The sequence below is a fragment of the Brooklawnia propionicigenes genome, assembly GCF_030297015.1.
Taxonomy (GTDB): Bacteria; Actinomycetota; Actinomycetes; order Propionibacteriales; family Propionibacteriaceae; genus Brooklawnia; species Brooklawnia propionicigenes.
Map to the genome: position 1 here is coordinate 1940728 of NZ_AP028056.1, position 16159 is coordinate 1956886.

The following is a 16159-nucleotide window of genomic DNA, read 5'->3' on the forward strand; positions in this document are numbered from 1 at the left end:
CAGCAAGTAGTGGGTTCTAGGAGACAACGATGGCGATGAACAACCGAGATCGAGTGGGCAAGGCGTTCGACCTGCTCTCCGAGGGGCTCCTGGATGAGGTCGATGAGGTGATGACGCGGGCCTATAAGACTCCGGACTGGCCGGCCGCGTGGGCGAAGGACGACGCCCAGCGTCAGGGCGGTCCTCCGCGCACATATACGAAGCATGACGTGCAGGTACAGCTTCGCGCCATCACCGAGCAGGGCTATCACTTCAAGGACGTGCTCTCCCGTGCGCAGCAGGGCTTCGCGTCCGAGCTTCGAGAGACCCGGAACCTCTGGGCACACAACGAGCCCTTCAGCTCTGACGATGCGTCGCGGGCGCTGGACACGATTGAGCGTCTGCTGCACGCGGTCGGCGCGGTCGATTCCGCCGAGGACGTGCGGAAACTGCGCGTCGATCTGCAGCGCACAGTGTTTGAAGACCAGACCCGGAAGCAGGTCAAGCGCACGAAGGTGTCGCTCGAACCTGGCTCCGGGCTGCGTCCGTGGCGCGAGGTGATCCGGCCGCACGATGACGTGGCGCGCGGTGCGTTCACCGCGTCGGAGTTCGCGGCCGACCTGCACCTGGTGCACACCGGGCAGGCGACGAGCCCCGAGTACGGGGATCCGGTCGAGTTCTTCACTCGCACCTATCTCACCGAGGGCTTGCGTGACCTGCTGTCGCGCGCACTTCGCCGCCTGAACGGCGAGGCAGGCGCCAGCCCAGTGGTGAACCTTCAGACCAACTTCGGCGGCGGCAAGACCCACTCGATGCTGGCGCTGTACCACCTGTTCAGCGGCACTCCGGTCAAGGACTTCCCTCAGGAACTCCAGGAACTCATCGCCGCGAACGGCAACCCCGACCTCGGCGCGCTCGATGTCCGACGGGTCGCCCTCGTCGGCACCTACCTGAAGGCCGGCTCGCCGATCATCAAGGATGACGGCACCGAGGTTCGCACGCTTTGGGGTGAACTGGCCTGGCAGCTCGGCGGGCGTGAAGCCTACGACCTGATCGCCGAGGACGACCGTGCCGGCACCAACCCCGGTGAGGCACTGCGCACCCTGATCGTGCGCTACTCGCCCTCGCTGATCCTGATCGACGAATGGGTCGCCTACGCGCGCCAGCTCGTCACGGACAAGGAACTCCCGTCCGGTTCGTTCGAGACGCAGTTCACCTTCGCCCAGTCCCTGACAGAGATCGTGCGTTCCGTTCCGGGCGTGATGCTCGTCGTGTCGATCCCGGCATCCGACACGGGCACCGAAGGACGTGGCAGCGACATCGAGATCGGTGGCGCGAACGGCCAGCTCGCGCTCGAACGCCTCCAGAACGTGATCCGCCGCGTCGCGGACCAGTGGCGGCCATCCAGCAAGGACGAGTCGTTCGAGATCGTGCGCCGCCGGCTGTTCCAGGCGCCGAACGCCGAAGGACTCACGACCATCTCGGCAGTGGCGCGCAGCTTCACGAATCTCTACCGGAACAACACCGCGCTGTTCCCTCGCGATGCAGCGTCGCCGAACGACGAGTACGAGAAGCGCATCCGCGCCTCCTACCCGCTGCACCCCGAGTTGCTCGATCGCCTGTATGAGGACTGGTCGACGCTGGAGCGGTTCCAGCGCACCCGCGGCGTGCTGAAGCTCGTCTCGTCGATCGTGCACGAGCTGTGGGCATCCAACGACACGTCGCCATTGATCCTGCCCGGCAATGTGCCGCTGGATGCGACGACGGTGAACACGGACCTGACGCAGTACCTCGAAGACCAGTGGAAGCCGATCATCGACTCTGACATCGACGGCCCCGGATCGACCGCGCAGCAGATCGACCTCGACCGACCGAACCTCGGCCAGCGGTTCGTCACCCAGCGCATCGCACGCACGATCTTCATGGGCGCGGCCCCCAGGATCAAGAGCAGCCGGAAGGGACTCGACAAGCAGTACCTCTGGCTCGGCACTGCAGTCCCTGGTGACACGCTCGGGAACTTCGGCAGCTCCGTCGAGCTTCTCGCGCAGCGCTCGACCTACTTCTACGAGGAGCAGGGCCACTACTGGTTCGACACCCAACCCTCGGTCACCAAGACCGCGAACGACTACGCCGAACGTCTCCGCGAGGATGTCGAGACGGTGTGGAACGAGATCACCCGCCGCCTTCAAGGAGAAGAACGGGTCCGCGGCGTATTCGATCGGGTGCACATCGCGCCGTCGTCCTCGGCCGACATCCCGGACCTTGAAAACACGCGCCTGGTCATCGGACACCCGCGTCACGCCCGACGCAAGCAGGACGGAGCCGACTCGGCTGCGCACGCCTGGGTCCGTGACGCTATCGAGAGCAAGGGCGCGAGCCAGCGCATCCACCGCAACACGCTGATCTTCCTGATGGCCGACAAGAGCGAGCTGGAGAGCCTCGAAGCCGCGACCCGCAGCTACCTCGGCTGGAAGCGCGTTCAGGCCACCAGCGACAGCCTCAACCTGTCGGCACAGCAGCGCAAGCAGACTGACGACTGGGTCTCTCGGCTCGATCAGACCGTCTCCGACCGCATCCGCGACACTTTCGTGTGGGCGGTCTACCCTGAGCAGTTCGACCCGACCAAGCCGTTCGAGCTCGTCGCCGACAGAGTGCCCGACTCCGGCGGGCGCTCGCTGGCTGAGCGTGTCAGCGCCAAGCTTGGTCGGGAGGATCAGCTCGTCACCGACTTCGGTGCGCCGATTCTCGGCTCAACGCTGCACAACGAGCTCGGTGCTCTGTGGCGCGACTCCGGTGAGATCACCGTCGGTGAGTTGTGGGGTTACTTCACCCGCTACACGTATCTGCCCCGTCTCGTCCGACGCGAGGTGCTCGACAGTGCCATCGAACAGTCGCTCTCGGCAGTGCTCGTCGACAACGAGCGCTTTGCCATCGCTTCGGGGAAAGATGCTGGCCGCTACCGTAGCCTGCTCGTGGCGCCGAACCCCAACACCAGGATTCAGGTCACCGACAGCACACTGCTCATCGAGACCGAGCGCGCCCAGAAGCAGGCCGATGCCGACCGGATCGCAGCTATACGTGAGGCTGCGATGAACGCCTCCACAACCGACGGCGACTCCGCTCCCGTCGGGCCGGTTGACTTCGTGTGGACGGGTAGTTCGTCTGCCGAGGGCGATGAGCCGTCCGAGGCCGAGTCTGCACTGGAGGCAGTCCTTGCCCGGTTCTTCGGATCGGTGAAGATCGACTCCGACCGTTACGCCCGCGACATCGGCAACGTGACCCGCGAGGTGATCGACCGACTCGCCGGTGCAGGCGCGCGACTCGACATCACCATCGACATTCAGGCAACCAAGCCCGGGGGCTTCGATGAGTCCGAGGTCCGCACGATCGGCGAGAACGCCCGCGTCCTCAAGTTCGACCCCAGCTCCGGCTTCGAGAAGAGCTGAGGGTAGCGGTGGCTCGATTCGGAAACGATCAGACGAACATCGGTCGCCTCGATGTCCGCACGGTGGACGAAGGTGGTCGAGTTGAGGCCTTCTTCGTTCCGACCGAGCTACCACATGAAGAGTCGTCGGCACACCGGCGCTTGGCTGAAGGTGTGAAGCTCGTGGAGCTCGACGCTGCAACGGGCATCCTGAAGATTCACCCCATCAACACACTCTCAAACCACAGCGAGTACCTTGGCCCGAAGTACGAGCAGGTGCAGACGCTTTCCCTGGAAACGTCGTTGCTGGATGAGTATTTCGAGGGCTCCGACTTGGAGTCAATCTTTGAGACGCTACCGCCCGGATTCGTCAAGGACTTCGCCTACGGCCTCGGGCTGCTCAAGGACTGCAACCGGCTGATTCGGTTGATCGAGACCAACACTCCCTGCACAGAGATCATCTTCACTGACGGCAACAGCGCCGCAATCAACGGGACAGGGTTCCACCTCGGCCTATCGCGGTTCGCTGCGATCTGGGCCGAGATCGGTCGGATCAATGACCGGGGAAATCGTGCGGCGGGTCGAGTGAAGGACGTATTCGTACACAACAACCTCGCCGCGACGCTTGGTCTCGCCAGCGCGGACTTCTCGCTTGGGCGACACCCGGACTCGCGCGTGATCGCGAAGGCCGCCGACGGGATCGAAGAACTCAGTAGCGTTGAACGTGATGCTTTGGTCGAAGCGGTTGCGTCCGAGTCGGCAGCGATAGCAGCTGGATCACCCCAGAAGTTTCAGCAGCTCAAGCGAGACATCGAGCTCGTCAGCCTTGACCGCCTCATCGAGGCGTACGCAGAGGCCTTGGAACAGGGCAAGGCCGAACCGTACTGGCAAGCCTTCTTCGATGACAACGCCTTTGCGCTGCAACAGGTCTTCGGGGCCCCAATGGTAAGTGTGCGTTCTGGAGCGAACGTAGGCGGTCGGGGACTCTCTGGAAGCGGCGACAAGATCGCTGACTACCTGTTCAAGAACTCGCTCACGAACAACGTTGCTCTGGTGGAGATCAAGAAGCCGGCCACGCAGCTGCTGGAAGCGCGTGAGTACCGGCAGGGTGTATTCGGTCCATCGAAGGAGCTCAACGGCGCAGTCTCCCAGGTACTCGATCAGGCGTACAACCTGACGAAGAACCTCACCGGCCTGAAGGAAAGCTCGCGTCAATGGGACTTGGAGTCCTACGCGGTCTCCTGCTTCGTGGTTGCCGGACGGACACCATCGGCCAGCGATCCTGCAAGACAGAAGTCGTTCGAGTTGTATCGCGCGAACTCCCGCAGCGTGACGATCGTGACCTACGACGAGATTCTTGAGCGACTGAGACTGCTTCGCGACTTCCTTACGCCGGCCTCGCCCACAGCCGAGGAGGTCTGATCGAGATGGCACGCCCACCTGCATGGAGGCACACGCTTGACGAGGCCCGGCGACAGGCGCTTGTCGCGATCGACTTCTACAACCGTCCCGGTGATCGACGCAGCTTCAGTGACTTCATCGTCCACATCCACCTCGCGTGGCAGAACCTACTTCACGCTGACCGCATGCGCCGCAAGGCCGAGATTTTCTACCGCGAATCGGGCGGTCGACGCATCTTCAAGCGAAACCCGGATGGCTCCAAGAAGACCTGGGACCTGAGCCAGTGCCTGAAGCACGAGTTCAAGGACAACGACCCGATCAGAGCAAACGTCGAGTTCTTTGTCGGACTGCGAAACCACGTCGAACACCGCTTCCAGGATTCTGTACTGGTGGCGACCGCAGCCGAAGCGCACGCTTGCATCATCAACTTCGAGGCAGAACTTGTGCGCCGGTTCGGCTCCCGCGAGACGCTGGGTTCAGAGCTGAAGTTCCCAGTCTTCGTGCAGTCGCTCAGCCCTTCGAGGTACGAGGAGCAACGCAATCTCCGGCGCGGACTGCCGGCGGCCGTCTCAAGCTTCATCACTGAGTTCCAAGTCGGCCTACCTGACGAGGTGCGCAGTGACGAGCGATTCGCCTACCGCCTCCTGCTGCTTCCGATGAAGGGACCGAAGACGGAGGCGGACCTCGCGCTCAACTTCGTGCGACAAGAAGACCTCAGCGAGGAGGAACTTCAGGCGCTCCTCGGACAAGAAGGCAGTGTGATCGTTGCCGAGAAGTACCGCGAAGCAGTGCACGGCGATGAGATGCTGCCCAAGGCGGCTGCGGCTGCGGTGGAGAAGCGCATTCCGTTCAAGTTCGGGGTCAACGACTTCACCGCCATCCGGAAGGCATGGCAGATCGGCCCGGCCAAGAGCGGTGACAAGGAACAGTTGCCGAAGTCAGACGGCTACTGCGTCTACTCACCCGCGTTCAAGCAGTTCGTATACCGGCCGAAACTCGTCGACCGGATAGTCGGAGCGGTCGATACTGCCGAGAAGTACCAAGCGCTACTTGGCCGCTCACCGACCATGAAGGCTTCGGACGGAACCTGAGCGGGCGCCCAGAAGATCGAGTGCCTGCGCAGCCTGTAGTGGCAGGACTCCGTTCCCAAGCGCGGTGATCTGCTGGTTCGGGGTGAGGTCGTCGGTGCCAGTGGCCCAGCCCGCCGGTAAGCCCATCAGCCACTCCACGAATGCGGGTGCTGGACGTGGGCCGTTGGCATCGTTCAGGAGGGTTGGTGCTGGCGCGGGTCGTCCGGTGATGTGTTCCCAACGGGCGATGGCGTCAGCGTAGCGTCCCCAGCGTCGAACAGTCCGTCGATCAGCGACCACAGCGTCTCCGATTCGGCTCGCCTGCTCGGCGAGCCAGCCGGTCCGTGAAGTGCGAAGTCGATGATCTGGTGTGTCGACAACGCTCGAATATGAGGCCGATCCGACGCTCGAAAACGAGGCCACCGGTTTGTCGAGTCCTAGTCTGCCGCGTCTTGGGTTCTGATGCTGGGCAGGGTGTCGATCCCGCGGTTGCGTAGCCGGTAGCTGGCGCCCTTCAGGGTGAGGACGTCGGCGTGGTGGACGACCCTGTCGATCATCGCGGCGGCGACGGCCTGGTCGCCGAATACGCCGCCCCAGCCGCTGAAGGGCAAGTTGGACGTGAGGATGAGTGAGGCGTGTTCGTAGCGGCTGGGCACGAGCTGGAAGAACAGGTTCGCGGCGTCTTGCTCGAAGGGCAGGTAGCCGACCTCGTCGACGATGATCAGCCCGCAGCGCCGCAGCCGGGTGAGTTCCTGGGGTAGTCGTCCGGCGCGGTGGGCGTCGGTGAGTCGGGTGACCCACTCGGTCACGGTCGCGAACAGCACCCGGTGGCCGTGATTCGCGGCCGCGATGCCAAGGCCGGTGGCCAGGTGGGTCTTCCCGGTGCCCGGCGGGCCGAGCAACACGACGTTGCGGGCTTCGGTGAGGAACCCGCCGGATGCCAGCGCGGCGACCTGCTGGCGGACGGCAGGCTGGGCGTCCCAGTCGAACTCCTCGATTGTCTTGCGTGCGGCGAACCCGGCGGCGCGGATCCGCAGTTGGGCGCCGGATGCGTTGCGGGCGGCGACCTCGCGGTCGAGGATCGCGGCGAGGTACTCCTCGTGTGTCCAGCCGGCATCCCTGGCGTGGTCGGCCAATCTCGCGGCGGCTTCGGTGATCCGGGGGGCCTTCAACGCTGATGCCAGGTAGGTGACCTGCTTGAGCGCCTCGGTCGCATCGGTCTTCGTCTTGCCCGCCATCAGGCCACTTCCTCGCCGTCGACAGTGCCGTCGACGAGGCCGAAGGCGCGGTCGTAGTCGGCCAGGTCCCGCACCAGCTCCGTGTGCGGATCTGGTGCCGGCCGGGGTCGCTGGAACTGCTCGCGCAGGACCTTCGCGGCCGCAACGTGGGCGGGGTCGGTGATCGTCATGCCGCGGGCCCAGACCCGGTCATGGGCAGCGACCAGGCGTCCCTCGTGGCGGACCTCGACGCGGGTCAGGTCGGCGGTGACATCGACGAACCGGCCGATCACGCCGGGGTCGACGGAGTAGTCGTTGCTGTCGATGCGGACGTAGTAGTCGCGTCCGAGCCGGACCCGGTTGACCCAGCCCACCGCCGGTGGCACCGGCGGCATCGGCAGCATCGCCGCCCGATCGGCGTCGAGCAGCTCGATCGGCCGTGCCTTGATCGTGCGCACGATCCGGGCGTTAGCGATGGTGAGCCACTCGCCGAACTGGGCGTCGAAGTCAGCCGGGGACTCGAACTCGCGGCCCGGCATGAAGGACGTCTCGAAGTAGCCGTTCCTGCGTTCCACCACACCCTTCGATTCAGGGTCGTTCGGCTTGAGTCGCTGCAACGTCGTGGCCAGCGTCCCGGTGAACGCACCCACGCCTTCGGCATGCCACTTCCCGCGGCCGATGCCTGACTCGTTGTCCCAGATCAGCCGCCGTGGAACCCGTCCGAGCAGCTGCAGCAGCATCCACATCCCCAGCAGCAGATCGGCCGTGGTCCGGGTCGGGATCATCCGCCCAACCATGAACCTGGAGTGCGCAGCGGTGATCACCAGAACCGGCAGCAGCGTCCTGGTGCCGTCCTCGAGCGGGATCTTCTTCGGCGGGAACCACAGGTCGCACTGCGCCGCATCACCAGGCAGCCAGATCAACCGGTCCGATGGGTCGACCGGCCGGTGATCAGGCCGCAGCCGTCGGACGTTGTCGCGGAACCAGCTGATCGATCCGGTCCAGCCGACCCGCTCGGCGATCACCGTCGCCGGCATGTCCGGCGTCGTGACCAGCAACTGCCGCACCGCCGGCTCGAACGGCGTGAACGATGTCGACACCGCCGGCCGCTCGTACTTCGGCGGACCGTCCGAGGCCACCGCCCGCGCCACCGTCGACCGCCCAATGCCCAGGTCCCGCGCCACCTGCCGCTGCGGAACACCGTCCGCGACCAGCCGCCGGATCAAAGCCCAATCCTCCATAGAGATCACCCATCCAATCTGTCTGGGTGGCCTCGTTTTCGACCGTCACTATGGCCTCATTTTCAAGCGTCGTCGACACTGGTGGGACAGTGCGATCGTCCCTCGCCGGGCTCGAACCTGGTCGAGGGTTTCCCCGCCGCGTGAGGAGTCGGTCGCCAGTGGGGTGCGGAACAGTGCGCCGGGCGACGGCGAAGATGCGGAAGCGTTGGTGAGGAGCGCCGACAAGGGAAGCCGGTAGGCCGATCCACCGTGCATCCAGCCGCAGGTCGGCCAGATCGCCGAGAACGGCGCCGAGAGCCCGTAGAAGGTCGAGCTGCGTTGTCTCCCAGATGCCACGGGTCGGATTCCACGCCGTGAAGGGTTGCGTCGTCTGGGGTTGCATCGCCGGGGTTGCGTTGTTCATGGTCGTCTCCTTTTGTGGCGTGCCGCGTGGCGGGTGAGGACAGCAGCCCGCGGACGTTCTCGATGACGACCCATTCAGGTTGAAGCGCGTCGATCGCTTCGGCCATGTGTGCCCACAGTCCCGAGCGCGTCCCTGGCGCGAGGCCGGCGCGCTTGCCGACCGTGGACACGTCCTGGCATGGAAACCCACCGATGAGAATGTCCACGGGCTCGACCAGGCTCCAGTCGATGGTCGTGATGTCGCCCAGGTTCGGGGCGTCGGGCCAGTGCCTGGCGAAGACGCGGGCGACGGGCTCGTTGAGTTCAGAGAACCACACCGTTCTGGCGTTGAAGACGTGCTCGACGGCGAGGTCGAGGCCGCCGTAGCCGCTGAACAGCGACCCGATCCTGAGTTGAGATCGCTGTTTGCGTTGAGTTCGTGCATGAAGAGCGCTCCGGCTGACAGTCGTCCCCGACATCCGGTGCCTCGTCGTGAACCGATGCCGAGCTGGTCACCTGTCAGGTGCACGACTCCGACACGCATCCGATGACCGTCCACGCCGACCGGAGCCACCCCGCCCAGAACCCGCTGGCACCGTCACCGACGCCTCGTCCTCAGGCGTTTGCTCCGACCTCTTCCTGAGGCCACACGCGTCTTGCAGATCGAGGTTGTGCGGGCGTTGCCGCGGCAGAAGTCACCGGGTGCGGGTGCTCACCTGCCCGGCAGGAGCGGAGGTGAGCATGACGGTTTCGATGCGTGTGATGTCGGCGGGTGATGGCTACAAGTACCTGCTCAAGACGGTTGCGGCAGCCGACGGCGACAGGCCGCTCTCGACGCCGCTCACTCGCTACTACATGGAGGAAGGAACCCCGCCCGGTCGCTGGCTCGGCGCAGGCGTAGCGGCCCTCGGCAAGGGCGAGATTCAGGTGGGTGACCGAGTATCGGCACACCAGCTCCAGCTACTGATGGGGACTGGCCATGATCCGATCACCGACCAACCACTCGGTCGTGCCTTCCCGACCTACAAGAGCCAGGAAGCGCGGATCGAAGCGCGGATCGCAGACCTCGAGCCGACGATGACGCCTGGCGCCAAGGGCGAGGCCGTCGCGCAGATCGTTGCCGAGGAGACGGTCCGGAGCACACGCCGTGCGGTGGCCGGCTTCGACTTCACCTTCTCGATCCCGAAGCCCGCGTCGGTGCTGTGGGCGGTCGCCGATGCCGGGGTCCAATCGCTGATTGCCGAGGCGCATCATCGAGCGGTTGCGGAGGTGGTTGCGTTCATGGAGCGCGAGGTTGCAGCCACCCGCACGGGCGCAACCGCCGGGGACGGCGCGGTTGCACAGGTCGATGTCACCGGGCTGATCGCGACCGCGTTCGATCACTTCGACTCCCGCGCCGGCGACCCCCACCTCCACACGCACGTCGTCATCAGCAACAAGGCCAAGACCGTCCTCGATAGGAAGTGGCGCTCGCTCGACGGCAGACCGATGCACGCTGCCGTAGTGGCGCTCTCGGAACTTCACGAAGCCGTGTTCGCCGACCACATGACGCGCACCTTCGGGGTCTCCTGGGAGGCGCGCGAGATGGGTCGGGACCGGAACCCAGCATGGGCGATCACGGGAGTTCCGGAAGAGCTGGTCTCGGAGTTCTCTACCCGCGCCCGCCACATCGACGCCGAGAAGAACCGGCTCATCGCCGAGTACGTTGCCCAGCACGGACGCCAGCCATCGAACACGACGATCCTCAAACTGCGAGCCCAAGCCACACTCGCGACCCGCCCCGAGAAGCAGGTCCGATCCCTTGCTGATCTCACCTCGGAGTGGCGGACCCGCGCGACGAAGACCTTGGGACGGGACGCGACGGCGTGGGCACGCGAAGTCACCGACAACAACAAGCCGCTGCTCCTGCGGGCCGACGACGTACCGCTCGACGTGATCGGTGAGTTGGGACGCTCGGTCGTCGAGGTGGTCGGTGAGAAGCGCTCGACCTGGCGACGATGGAATCTCATGGCCGAGGCATCCCGGCAGACGATGGGCTGGCGGTTCGCCACAATGCAGGACCGGGAAGCCATCGTCGCGATGGTCGCCGACGCCGCCGAGCTCGTCTCGCTCCGTCTGACGCCACCTGAGCTCGCCACCTCGCCGGTCGTGTTCCGTCGGCCCGATGGCACCTCAGTGTTCCGGCCGAAGAGCTCGACCGTGTTCACCTCCGAGTCGCAGCTCGCGGCCGAGGACAGACTCCTCGAACGCGCCGCCAACCTCAGCGCGCCGACTGTGCCGCTCACGACGGTCGAGAAGATCACGCGCAACCCCGACGCGGATGGCCGGATGCTCGGCGACGACCAAGCCGACGCCCTGACCCGCATCGCGGTGTCAGGACGCCTCCTCGATGTTCTCGTCGGCCCCGCCGGGGCGGGCAAGACCACCGCCATGAACGCACTCCGCCGCGCATGGGAAGCCGAACACGGACCTGGTTCCGTCGTCGGCCTCGCACCATCAGCGGTCGCCGCCCAGATCCTCGCCGACGACCTCGGGATCACGACGGAGAACACAGCGAAGTGGTGGCAGAACCACCTGATCCACGGCACTACGTTCGAGGCGGGACAGCTCGTCATCATCGACGAAGCCTCCCTGGCCGGCGCCCTGTCGCTGGACCGCCTCACCCACCTCGCCCAAGTCGCGGGTGCGAAGGTGCTGCTGGTCGGCGACTACGCCCAACTGCAATCCGTGGACGCCGGGGGTGCGTTCGCAATGATCGCCGGAGACAGAGCCGACGCGCCTGAACTGGTCGACGTTCACCGCTTCACCCATACCTGGGAGAAGACTGCCTCACTCGAACTGCGTCACGGACGCACCCAAGCCATCGACACCTACCTTGCTCACCAGCGCATCACCGACGGTGACGCCGAGGCCATGACCGATGCGGCCTACAACGCATGGCGCGCTGACCGCGACGTGGGACTCGTGTCTGTGCTGATTGCCGAGACCCATGAAGATGTGACCGCGCTGAACGGTCGCGCCCGCGCCGATCTGATCCTCAACGAGACGCTGAACCCCGACCGTGAAGTCGAACTGCGCGACGGCACCGCCGCAGGCGTCGGCGACACCATCATCACGCGACTCAACAACCGCGACCTCCGCACCCTGGCCGGGCGGGACTGGGTGCGCAACGGCGACATCTGGACCGTCACCGCCGTCGGCGACGACGGGACCATCACCATCGCACGCGACTACGGGACCGGCACCACCGTCCGCGACGACGGAACCATCAGAGCTCGGAGGCGTGGACGCAGGTTCGGCGGCAGCATCCTCCTCCCAGCGGCGTACGTGGCCGAGCAGGTCGATCTCGGCTACGCGGTCACCGCCTACCGCGCCCAGGGCATCACGACCGACACTGCGCACGTACTGGTCGAACCGACATCGACGCGGGAGACCTTCTATGTCGCGATGACCCGAGGCCGGTACTCGAACCACGCCTACGTGACTCTCGACCGCGCCGACGACCATGCGCAGCCGCACCCCGGCGACGACCCGCATGCCACCGCGCGAAGCGTGCTCTACGGCGTTCTTCAGCACAGCGGGGCCGAACTCTCGGCGCACGAGACCATCGTCGCCGAACAGGAACAGTGGGGCTCGATCGCCCAGCTCGCCGCCGAGTACGAGACCATCGCCGCCGCAGCCCAACACGACCGCTGGTCCACCCTCATCCGCGAATCTGGGCTCACCGACGAACAGGCCGAGAGCGCCATTGACTCTGATGCGTTCGGCCCGCTCACGGCTGAACTCCGCCGTGCTGAAGCCAACCATCACAACGTCGATGCCCTCCTGCCGCGCCTCGTCGCAGCGCGCGGATTCGATGACGCCGACGACATCGCCGCCGTCCTGCACTACCGGGTCGAGCGGGCCACCGGCCGCCCCGCAGGCTCGGGCCGGACCCGCAAGCCAACGCGACTTATCGCCGGCCTCATCCCACAGGCGCACGGCGTCATCGATGTTGAGATGCGAGCGGCTCTCGACGAGCGAGAGGAGCTCATCGCGGCACGCGCCGACGCCGTACTCGACGGCGCGCTGACCGAGAGCGCGCCGTGGACGAAGGCAATCGGAACGCCGCCCGCCGACCGACGACGAGCCGCGACCTGGCGCAAGGCCGCCCGCGTGGTCGCCGCCTACCGCGACCGCTACCGCATCACCGACGACACGCCCCTCGGAGCCCCACCCGAGTCGGCCGCCCAGAAGATCGACGCGGCACGAGCACGAACTGCTCTCGATCGAGTTCGTGGCTTCATCGCCGAGATGAGCGAAGCACCGCAGCATTCACAAGGACACTATGGCGTCGAGCGCTCACTGTGAAGCGCCTTGCTCCAGCTGCCGTAGTCAACATGCATCCGGGAGAAGTACTTCTTCGATCACGCCTGCGCTTGCGGACGCACGTACACGAAGGGTAGGCACGTATCGTGCGCGGTGATCTTCACCGGTGACGGGATCGGAGTCATCCCACTCGTGGACGACCACGCGCAGGGTGTTAGTAAGCCTCCCGATGAGCAGCGCAAGTGGGAACGGGCACCGCAACAGGAGGTGCACCTCGGCGTTGGAGTTGCCGTTCGACAGGGCACGAATGTGCGCGGCAACGTCGGCGGCGATCAGGCCTGCATAAGTGGGGTCGAGTAGCGTGCCGCTCGCGCTTGTGAGATGAAGCCAACCCGCGAGGAACGGTTCGTGGGCCTCGATGTACCGAACGAAGGCGGTGTCGCTGCGTTGCGGCAGGAGATCGACATATACGGCTACGGAGGGCCGGCCGGTTGTGATCGCAGAACGACTTCGTCCCTCTGCTGCGATCTGTACTTGTGGTTGGGCGATGAACCGCGCTTCACCATCGCTCGCCCAGGTGGCACCCTGTTGGTCAATCACGTCCATGTATCCGATACGAGACGACGGCAAGGCTGCCCCGATTGTGAACGCCACGGAGAGATGAGCCCCTCCAGCGACGCGTAGGCGATGTGCCCCGGAACGAGTCACGGCATCGGGGAGGAGACCGATGGTGTCCTTGAGGTCTTGGAGCCCGCCGACGCTCGGAAGCCGCTCATGATCGGAGGGTCTGAGCCGGATATCCAGTTCGTCGCCGGTCCGGTCATACACCTGAGGCGTGTTTCGAGTCTGGAGGCTCAGGTGGAACGTCTTGTCAGTTACTTCGATTCGCTCGCGAAGAGACGCGATTCGGTGCCAGACGAAGCCACGGAGCAATGCAAGCAGACCGTTGCGTTCAGCGGGTTGCTGATCGACGCCGCTCAAGGTGCCGGGACGAAGCTCTAGAAGACGGTCGGGAGCGTTGTAGTCTGTTCCGCCGCCTGCCGTCTTCACCGAGTTGGTGATGCCGAGTGCGAACACTTCGTGGTCGGCGTGTAGGTCGAGGAGTTGGGGGGCTTCCAGCGTCTTCACAACTCTGCTGTTCACCACGTCTGGTGTTGTCACGAGAACGCCGCCGGAGATGCCGGCCGCTATCGCTTGCTTGAGTCGCGCCTCGGTATCGCCTGGTGGCAGATCGTCTCGGTCCCGCCAGACAGGGATGCCGGCGGCGCGGAAGAGCCAGGCGAGTTCCGCAGCAACATCCGTGCCATCGTTCTGGCGGTAGGAGATGAAGATAGGGTCTGCGGGATCAGGAGTGGCGGAATCGGATGTCATGGCGTCTCCTTGTGTTCGTCGGGTATGGAGGCGGCGCGCTTCGCCGCGTCACTGGCATAGGGGCTGTCTCTAGCAGGCGCAGGAGGCAGCCTCTCGGGTACCACCGCCCAGATTCGGTCCCGTTGGATGAGCCAGGTTGCAGCGAGCACTCGTGCCGATGAATCGAACCCAGCGATGATGGCGACGAACCGATCAAACCCCAGGTCGGGGTCGCGCAGATGGCGCATGTAGGACTGGAGATCGACCTCGCTCGGGGAGAGTGTTCCGGTCGGGTGGGTATGCCATTCGCCTATCCACTGGCTACGGTCCTCCAACCAGGCTGAGTCCGCGAGATGCCGGGCGTGGTCGAGGTCTCGCATAAAGGTGCGTTCGCCGCGGGTGGCGTTGGGTCCGGGTCCGCCGGCGTGTCGGATGCCGATCCCATCAGTCGCGTCGTATCCGAGCAGGATGCCGCCAGTCTCGAACCCATCGATGGATCGCGAAGCTTCGCGCGCGATTGAGCTGAGCGCGACGTCAGTGATCGTCACCGGAGGTACATCTCTTCGACCGGTCATCCTGGCGAGCAGGTCGGGCACGACGTGCGGGGTCTGGGGATGGACGACCACCGAACGTCGCCGGCTTGGCTGAGGTCGAACGGGGCTGCGAGGTCACCTGCTGGTCGGAGACCGATGATGGCGTGTTCGCCGGGAACCTGCTGGGTGTGGTCACCGTGAAGCGATTCCAGCAACGTCGCGATGGCTACTTTCGCAGCGAACGTGCCGACGTATCGGAGATCAGGCGGCACAGCTGTCATTGGCTGATGGACGCGCCCGGTGCCGTAATCCAACTCCTGATCCGCCTCGGCGTCCATCGCACCCTGGTCTGCAAGCTGCTGCCGTAGACAGAGGAGACATCCGAACCGGGGAGTGGGACGCAGCCGGATGACCTCTCCAATCGAGCCATTGTCGAGCACACACGCCAAGATCGCCGCCTTTCGCGCGCGCCTGGAGAGGTGGCTGACGACGCGTCTGGGAGCAATACCGTCTGCGGCACAGAGCACCAGATCGACGCGGTCGACGATGGGCCGGATGTAATGCGCCTCGGTAACCACGTCACGCCTGTGAGCCACCACTGTCTGCTGCGGCCAGTGCTGGGCGAGGTGGTCCTTCATAGCCGCTACCTTGAATCGCCCGACGCTTTCGGGTCCGAGAGCGTGGCGGAGCATGTTGTGCCAGAGGAATCGGTCCGGGTCGACAAGCTCCACACGTCCGACTCCGTATCCTGCGAGCGCCTCTGCTGCTGCGCTCCCGATGCTGCCGCAGCCCACAACCATGACGCTATTGGCGGCGAGCTGCTCGATCGGCCACTTGCCGGTCAACTGCGCCAGGCCAACAACGTGTGGCTCGATCTCGATAGGGAGCGGTTCCACACCGTCGCGTCGGACAGCCCATCCCGCAAACTCCGGAGCCCCGGCCTCCACCAGCTCTGGTGGAAGGTCGGGGTCGTGAGTGACAACCACGCCAAGGTTGTTGCCGGGGTCGGAGACGCCTGGCACCAACTTCCGAAAGTCCTTGAACCCGATAGAGATATCGGGGCGTCTGGACAAGAAGAGATGGTGAAGATGGGCGTCGTTAGAGACCACTCTGATCCACTGAGCTGCATGCTGGGCGTCGCCCGAACGAAGCGCGGCGTACTCGCGCGGAACTTCGGCTGGAAGACGGATGTCTTTGCCGGTTTCCACGGTCTGGACGACGTACATATCGTCTGCGGGAACGCGGCGGAGCACCA

The 16159-nt window shown here is 65.2% G+C and carries 10 protein-coding genes; 4 read left to right on the forward strand and 6 right to left on the reverse strand.

Annotation, left to right across the window (positions count from 1 at the left end):
* The first annotated feature begins 29 nt into the window (after window positions 1–29).
* The 3 genes from QUE25_RS08800 (at window position 30) to QUE25_RS08810 (ending at window position 5895) form a co-directional block, all read left to right on the forward strand.
* Window positions 30–3425: a DUF499 domain-containing protein gene (locus QUE25_RS08800; RefSeq protein WP_286264124.1), complete on the forward strand. Its 3396-nt coding sequence runs from the start codon at window positions 30–32 to the stop codon at window positions 3423–3425.
* A gap of 161 nt (window positions 3426–3586) precedes the next feature.
* Window positions 3587–4825, forward strand: coding sequence for a Shedu immune nuclease family protein (locus QUE25_RS08805; protein WP_286264126.1), 1239 nt, complete (start codon window positions 3587–3589; stop codon window positions 4823–4825).
* Window positions 4826–4830: 5 nt separating this feature from the next.
* Window positions 4831–5895: a DUF3644 domain-containing protein gene (locus QUE25_RS08810; protein ID WP_207473690.1), complete on the forward strand. Its 1065-nt coding sequence runs from the start codon at window positions 4831–4833 to the stop codon at window positions 5893–5895.
* Window positions 5896–6311: 416 nt separating this feature from the next.
* Here the strand turns inward: QUE25_RS08810 and istB are convergent, their stop codons facing one another.
* Genes istB through QUE25_RS14850 form a run of 3 tightly spaced genes read right to left on the reverse strand, consistent with a single transcriptional unit; the run spans window position 6312 to window position 9192 of the window.
* Window positions 6312–7112, reverse strand: coding sequence for an IS21-like element helper ATPase IstB (gene istB, locus QUE25_RS08815; protein WP_286264130.1), 801 nt, complete (start codon window positions 7110–7112; stop codon window positions 6312–6314).
* Window positions 7112–8341 carry an IS21 family transposase gene (gene istA, locus QUE25_RS08820; protein WP_286264132.1) on the reverse strand — a complete coding sequence of 410 codons (1230 nt, stop codon included), beginning with the start codon at window positions 8339–8341 and terminating at the stop codon, window positions 7112–7114. The genes istB and istA overlap by 1 nt, the downstream gene beginning before the upstream one ends.
* 53 nt (window positions 8342–8394) lie before the next feature.
* Window positions 8395–9192: a DNA cytosine methyltransferase gene (locus tag QUE25_RS14850; RefSeq protein ID WP_425332700.1), complete on the reverse strand. Its 798-nt coding sequence runs from the start codon at window positions 9190–9192 to the stop codon at window positions 8395–8397.
* A 262-nt stretch (window positions 9193–9454) separates the two neighbouring features.
* Between QUE25_RS14850 and mobF the strand changes: the two genes are divergently transcribed.
* The gene (gene mobF, locus QUE25_RS08825; protein ID WP_286268531.1) at window positions 9455–13063 is read left to right on the forward strand and encodes a MobF family relaxase; all 3609 of its coding nucleotides are present in this window, start codon (window positions 9455–9457) and stop codon (window positions 13061–13063) included.
* Between the two features lie 24 nt (window positions 13064–13087).
* Here mobF and QUE25_RS08830 read toward each other — a convergent pair whose 3' ends face one another.
* The 3 genes from QUE25_RS08830 to QUE25_RS08840 are packed head-to-tail and all read right to left on the reverse strand — an operon-like array spanning window position 13088 to window position 16157.
* On the reverse strand, window positions 13088–14392 hold the full coding sequence (locus QUE25_RS08830) for an SAVED domain-containing protein (protein WP_286264134.1): 1305 nt from the start codon (window positions 14390–14392) through the stop codon (window positions 13088–13090).
* On the reverse strand, window positions 14389–14919 hold the full coding sequence (locus QUE25_RS08835; RefSeq protein WP_286264135.1) for a Mov34/MPN/PAD-1 family protein: 531 nt from the start codon (window positions 14917–14919) through the stop codon (window positions 14389–14391). Before QUE25_RS08835 ends, QUE25_RS08830 begins: the two co-directional genes overlap by 4 nt.
* Before the next feature lie 23 nt (window positions 14920–14942).
* Complete coding sequence (locus QUE25_RS08840; RefSeq protein ID WP_286264136.1) at window positions 14943–16157, reverse strand: HesA/MoeB/ThiF family protein; 1215 nt, start codon at window positions 16155–16157, stop codon at window positions 14943–14945.
* Window positions 16158–16159 lie beyond the last annotated feature (2 nt).

Coding starts and splice junctions, on each gene's coding strand:
- QUE25_RS14850 (WP_425332700.1), bottom strand. CDS start 9,192: ATGTCGGGGACGACTGTCAGCCGGAGCGCTCTTCATGCACGAACTCAA.
- QUE25_RS08810 (WP_207473690.1), top strand. CDS start 4,831: ATGGCACGCCCACCTGCATGGAGGCACACGCTTGACGAGGCCCGGCGA.
- QUE25_RS08800 (WP_286264124.1), top strand. CDS start 30: ATGGCGATGAACAACCGAGATCGAGTGGGCAAGGCGTTCGACCTGCTC.
- QUE25_RS08830 (WP_286264134.1), bottom strand. CDS start 14,392: ATGACATCCGATTCCGCCACTCCTGATCCCGCAGACCCTATCTTCATC.
- mobF (WP_286268531.1), top strand. CDS start 9,455: ATGACGGTTTCGATGCGTGTGATGTCGGCGGGTGATGGCTACAAGTAC.
- istB (WP_286264130.1), bottom strand. CDS start 7,112: ATGGCGGGCAAGACGAAGACCGATGCGACCGAGGCGCTCAAGCAGGTC.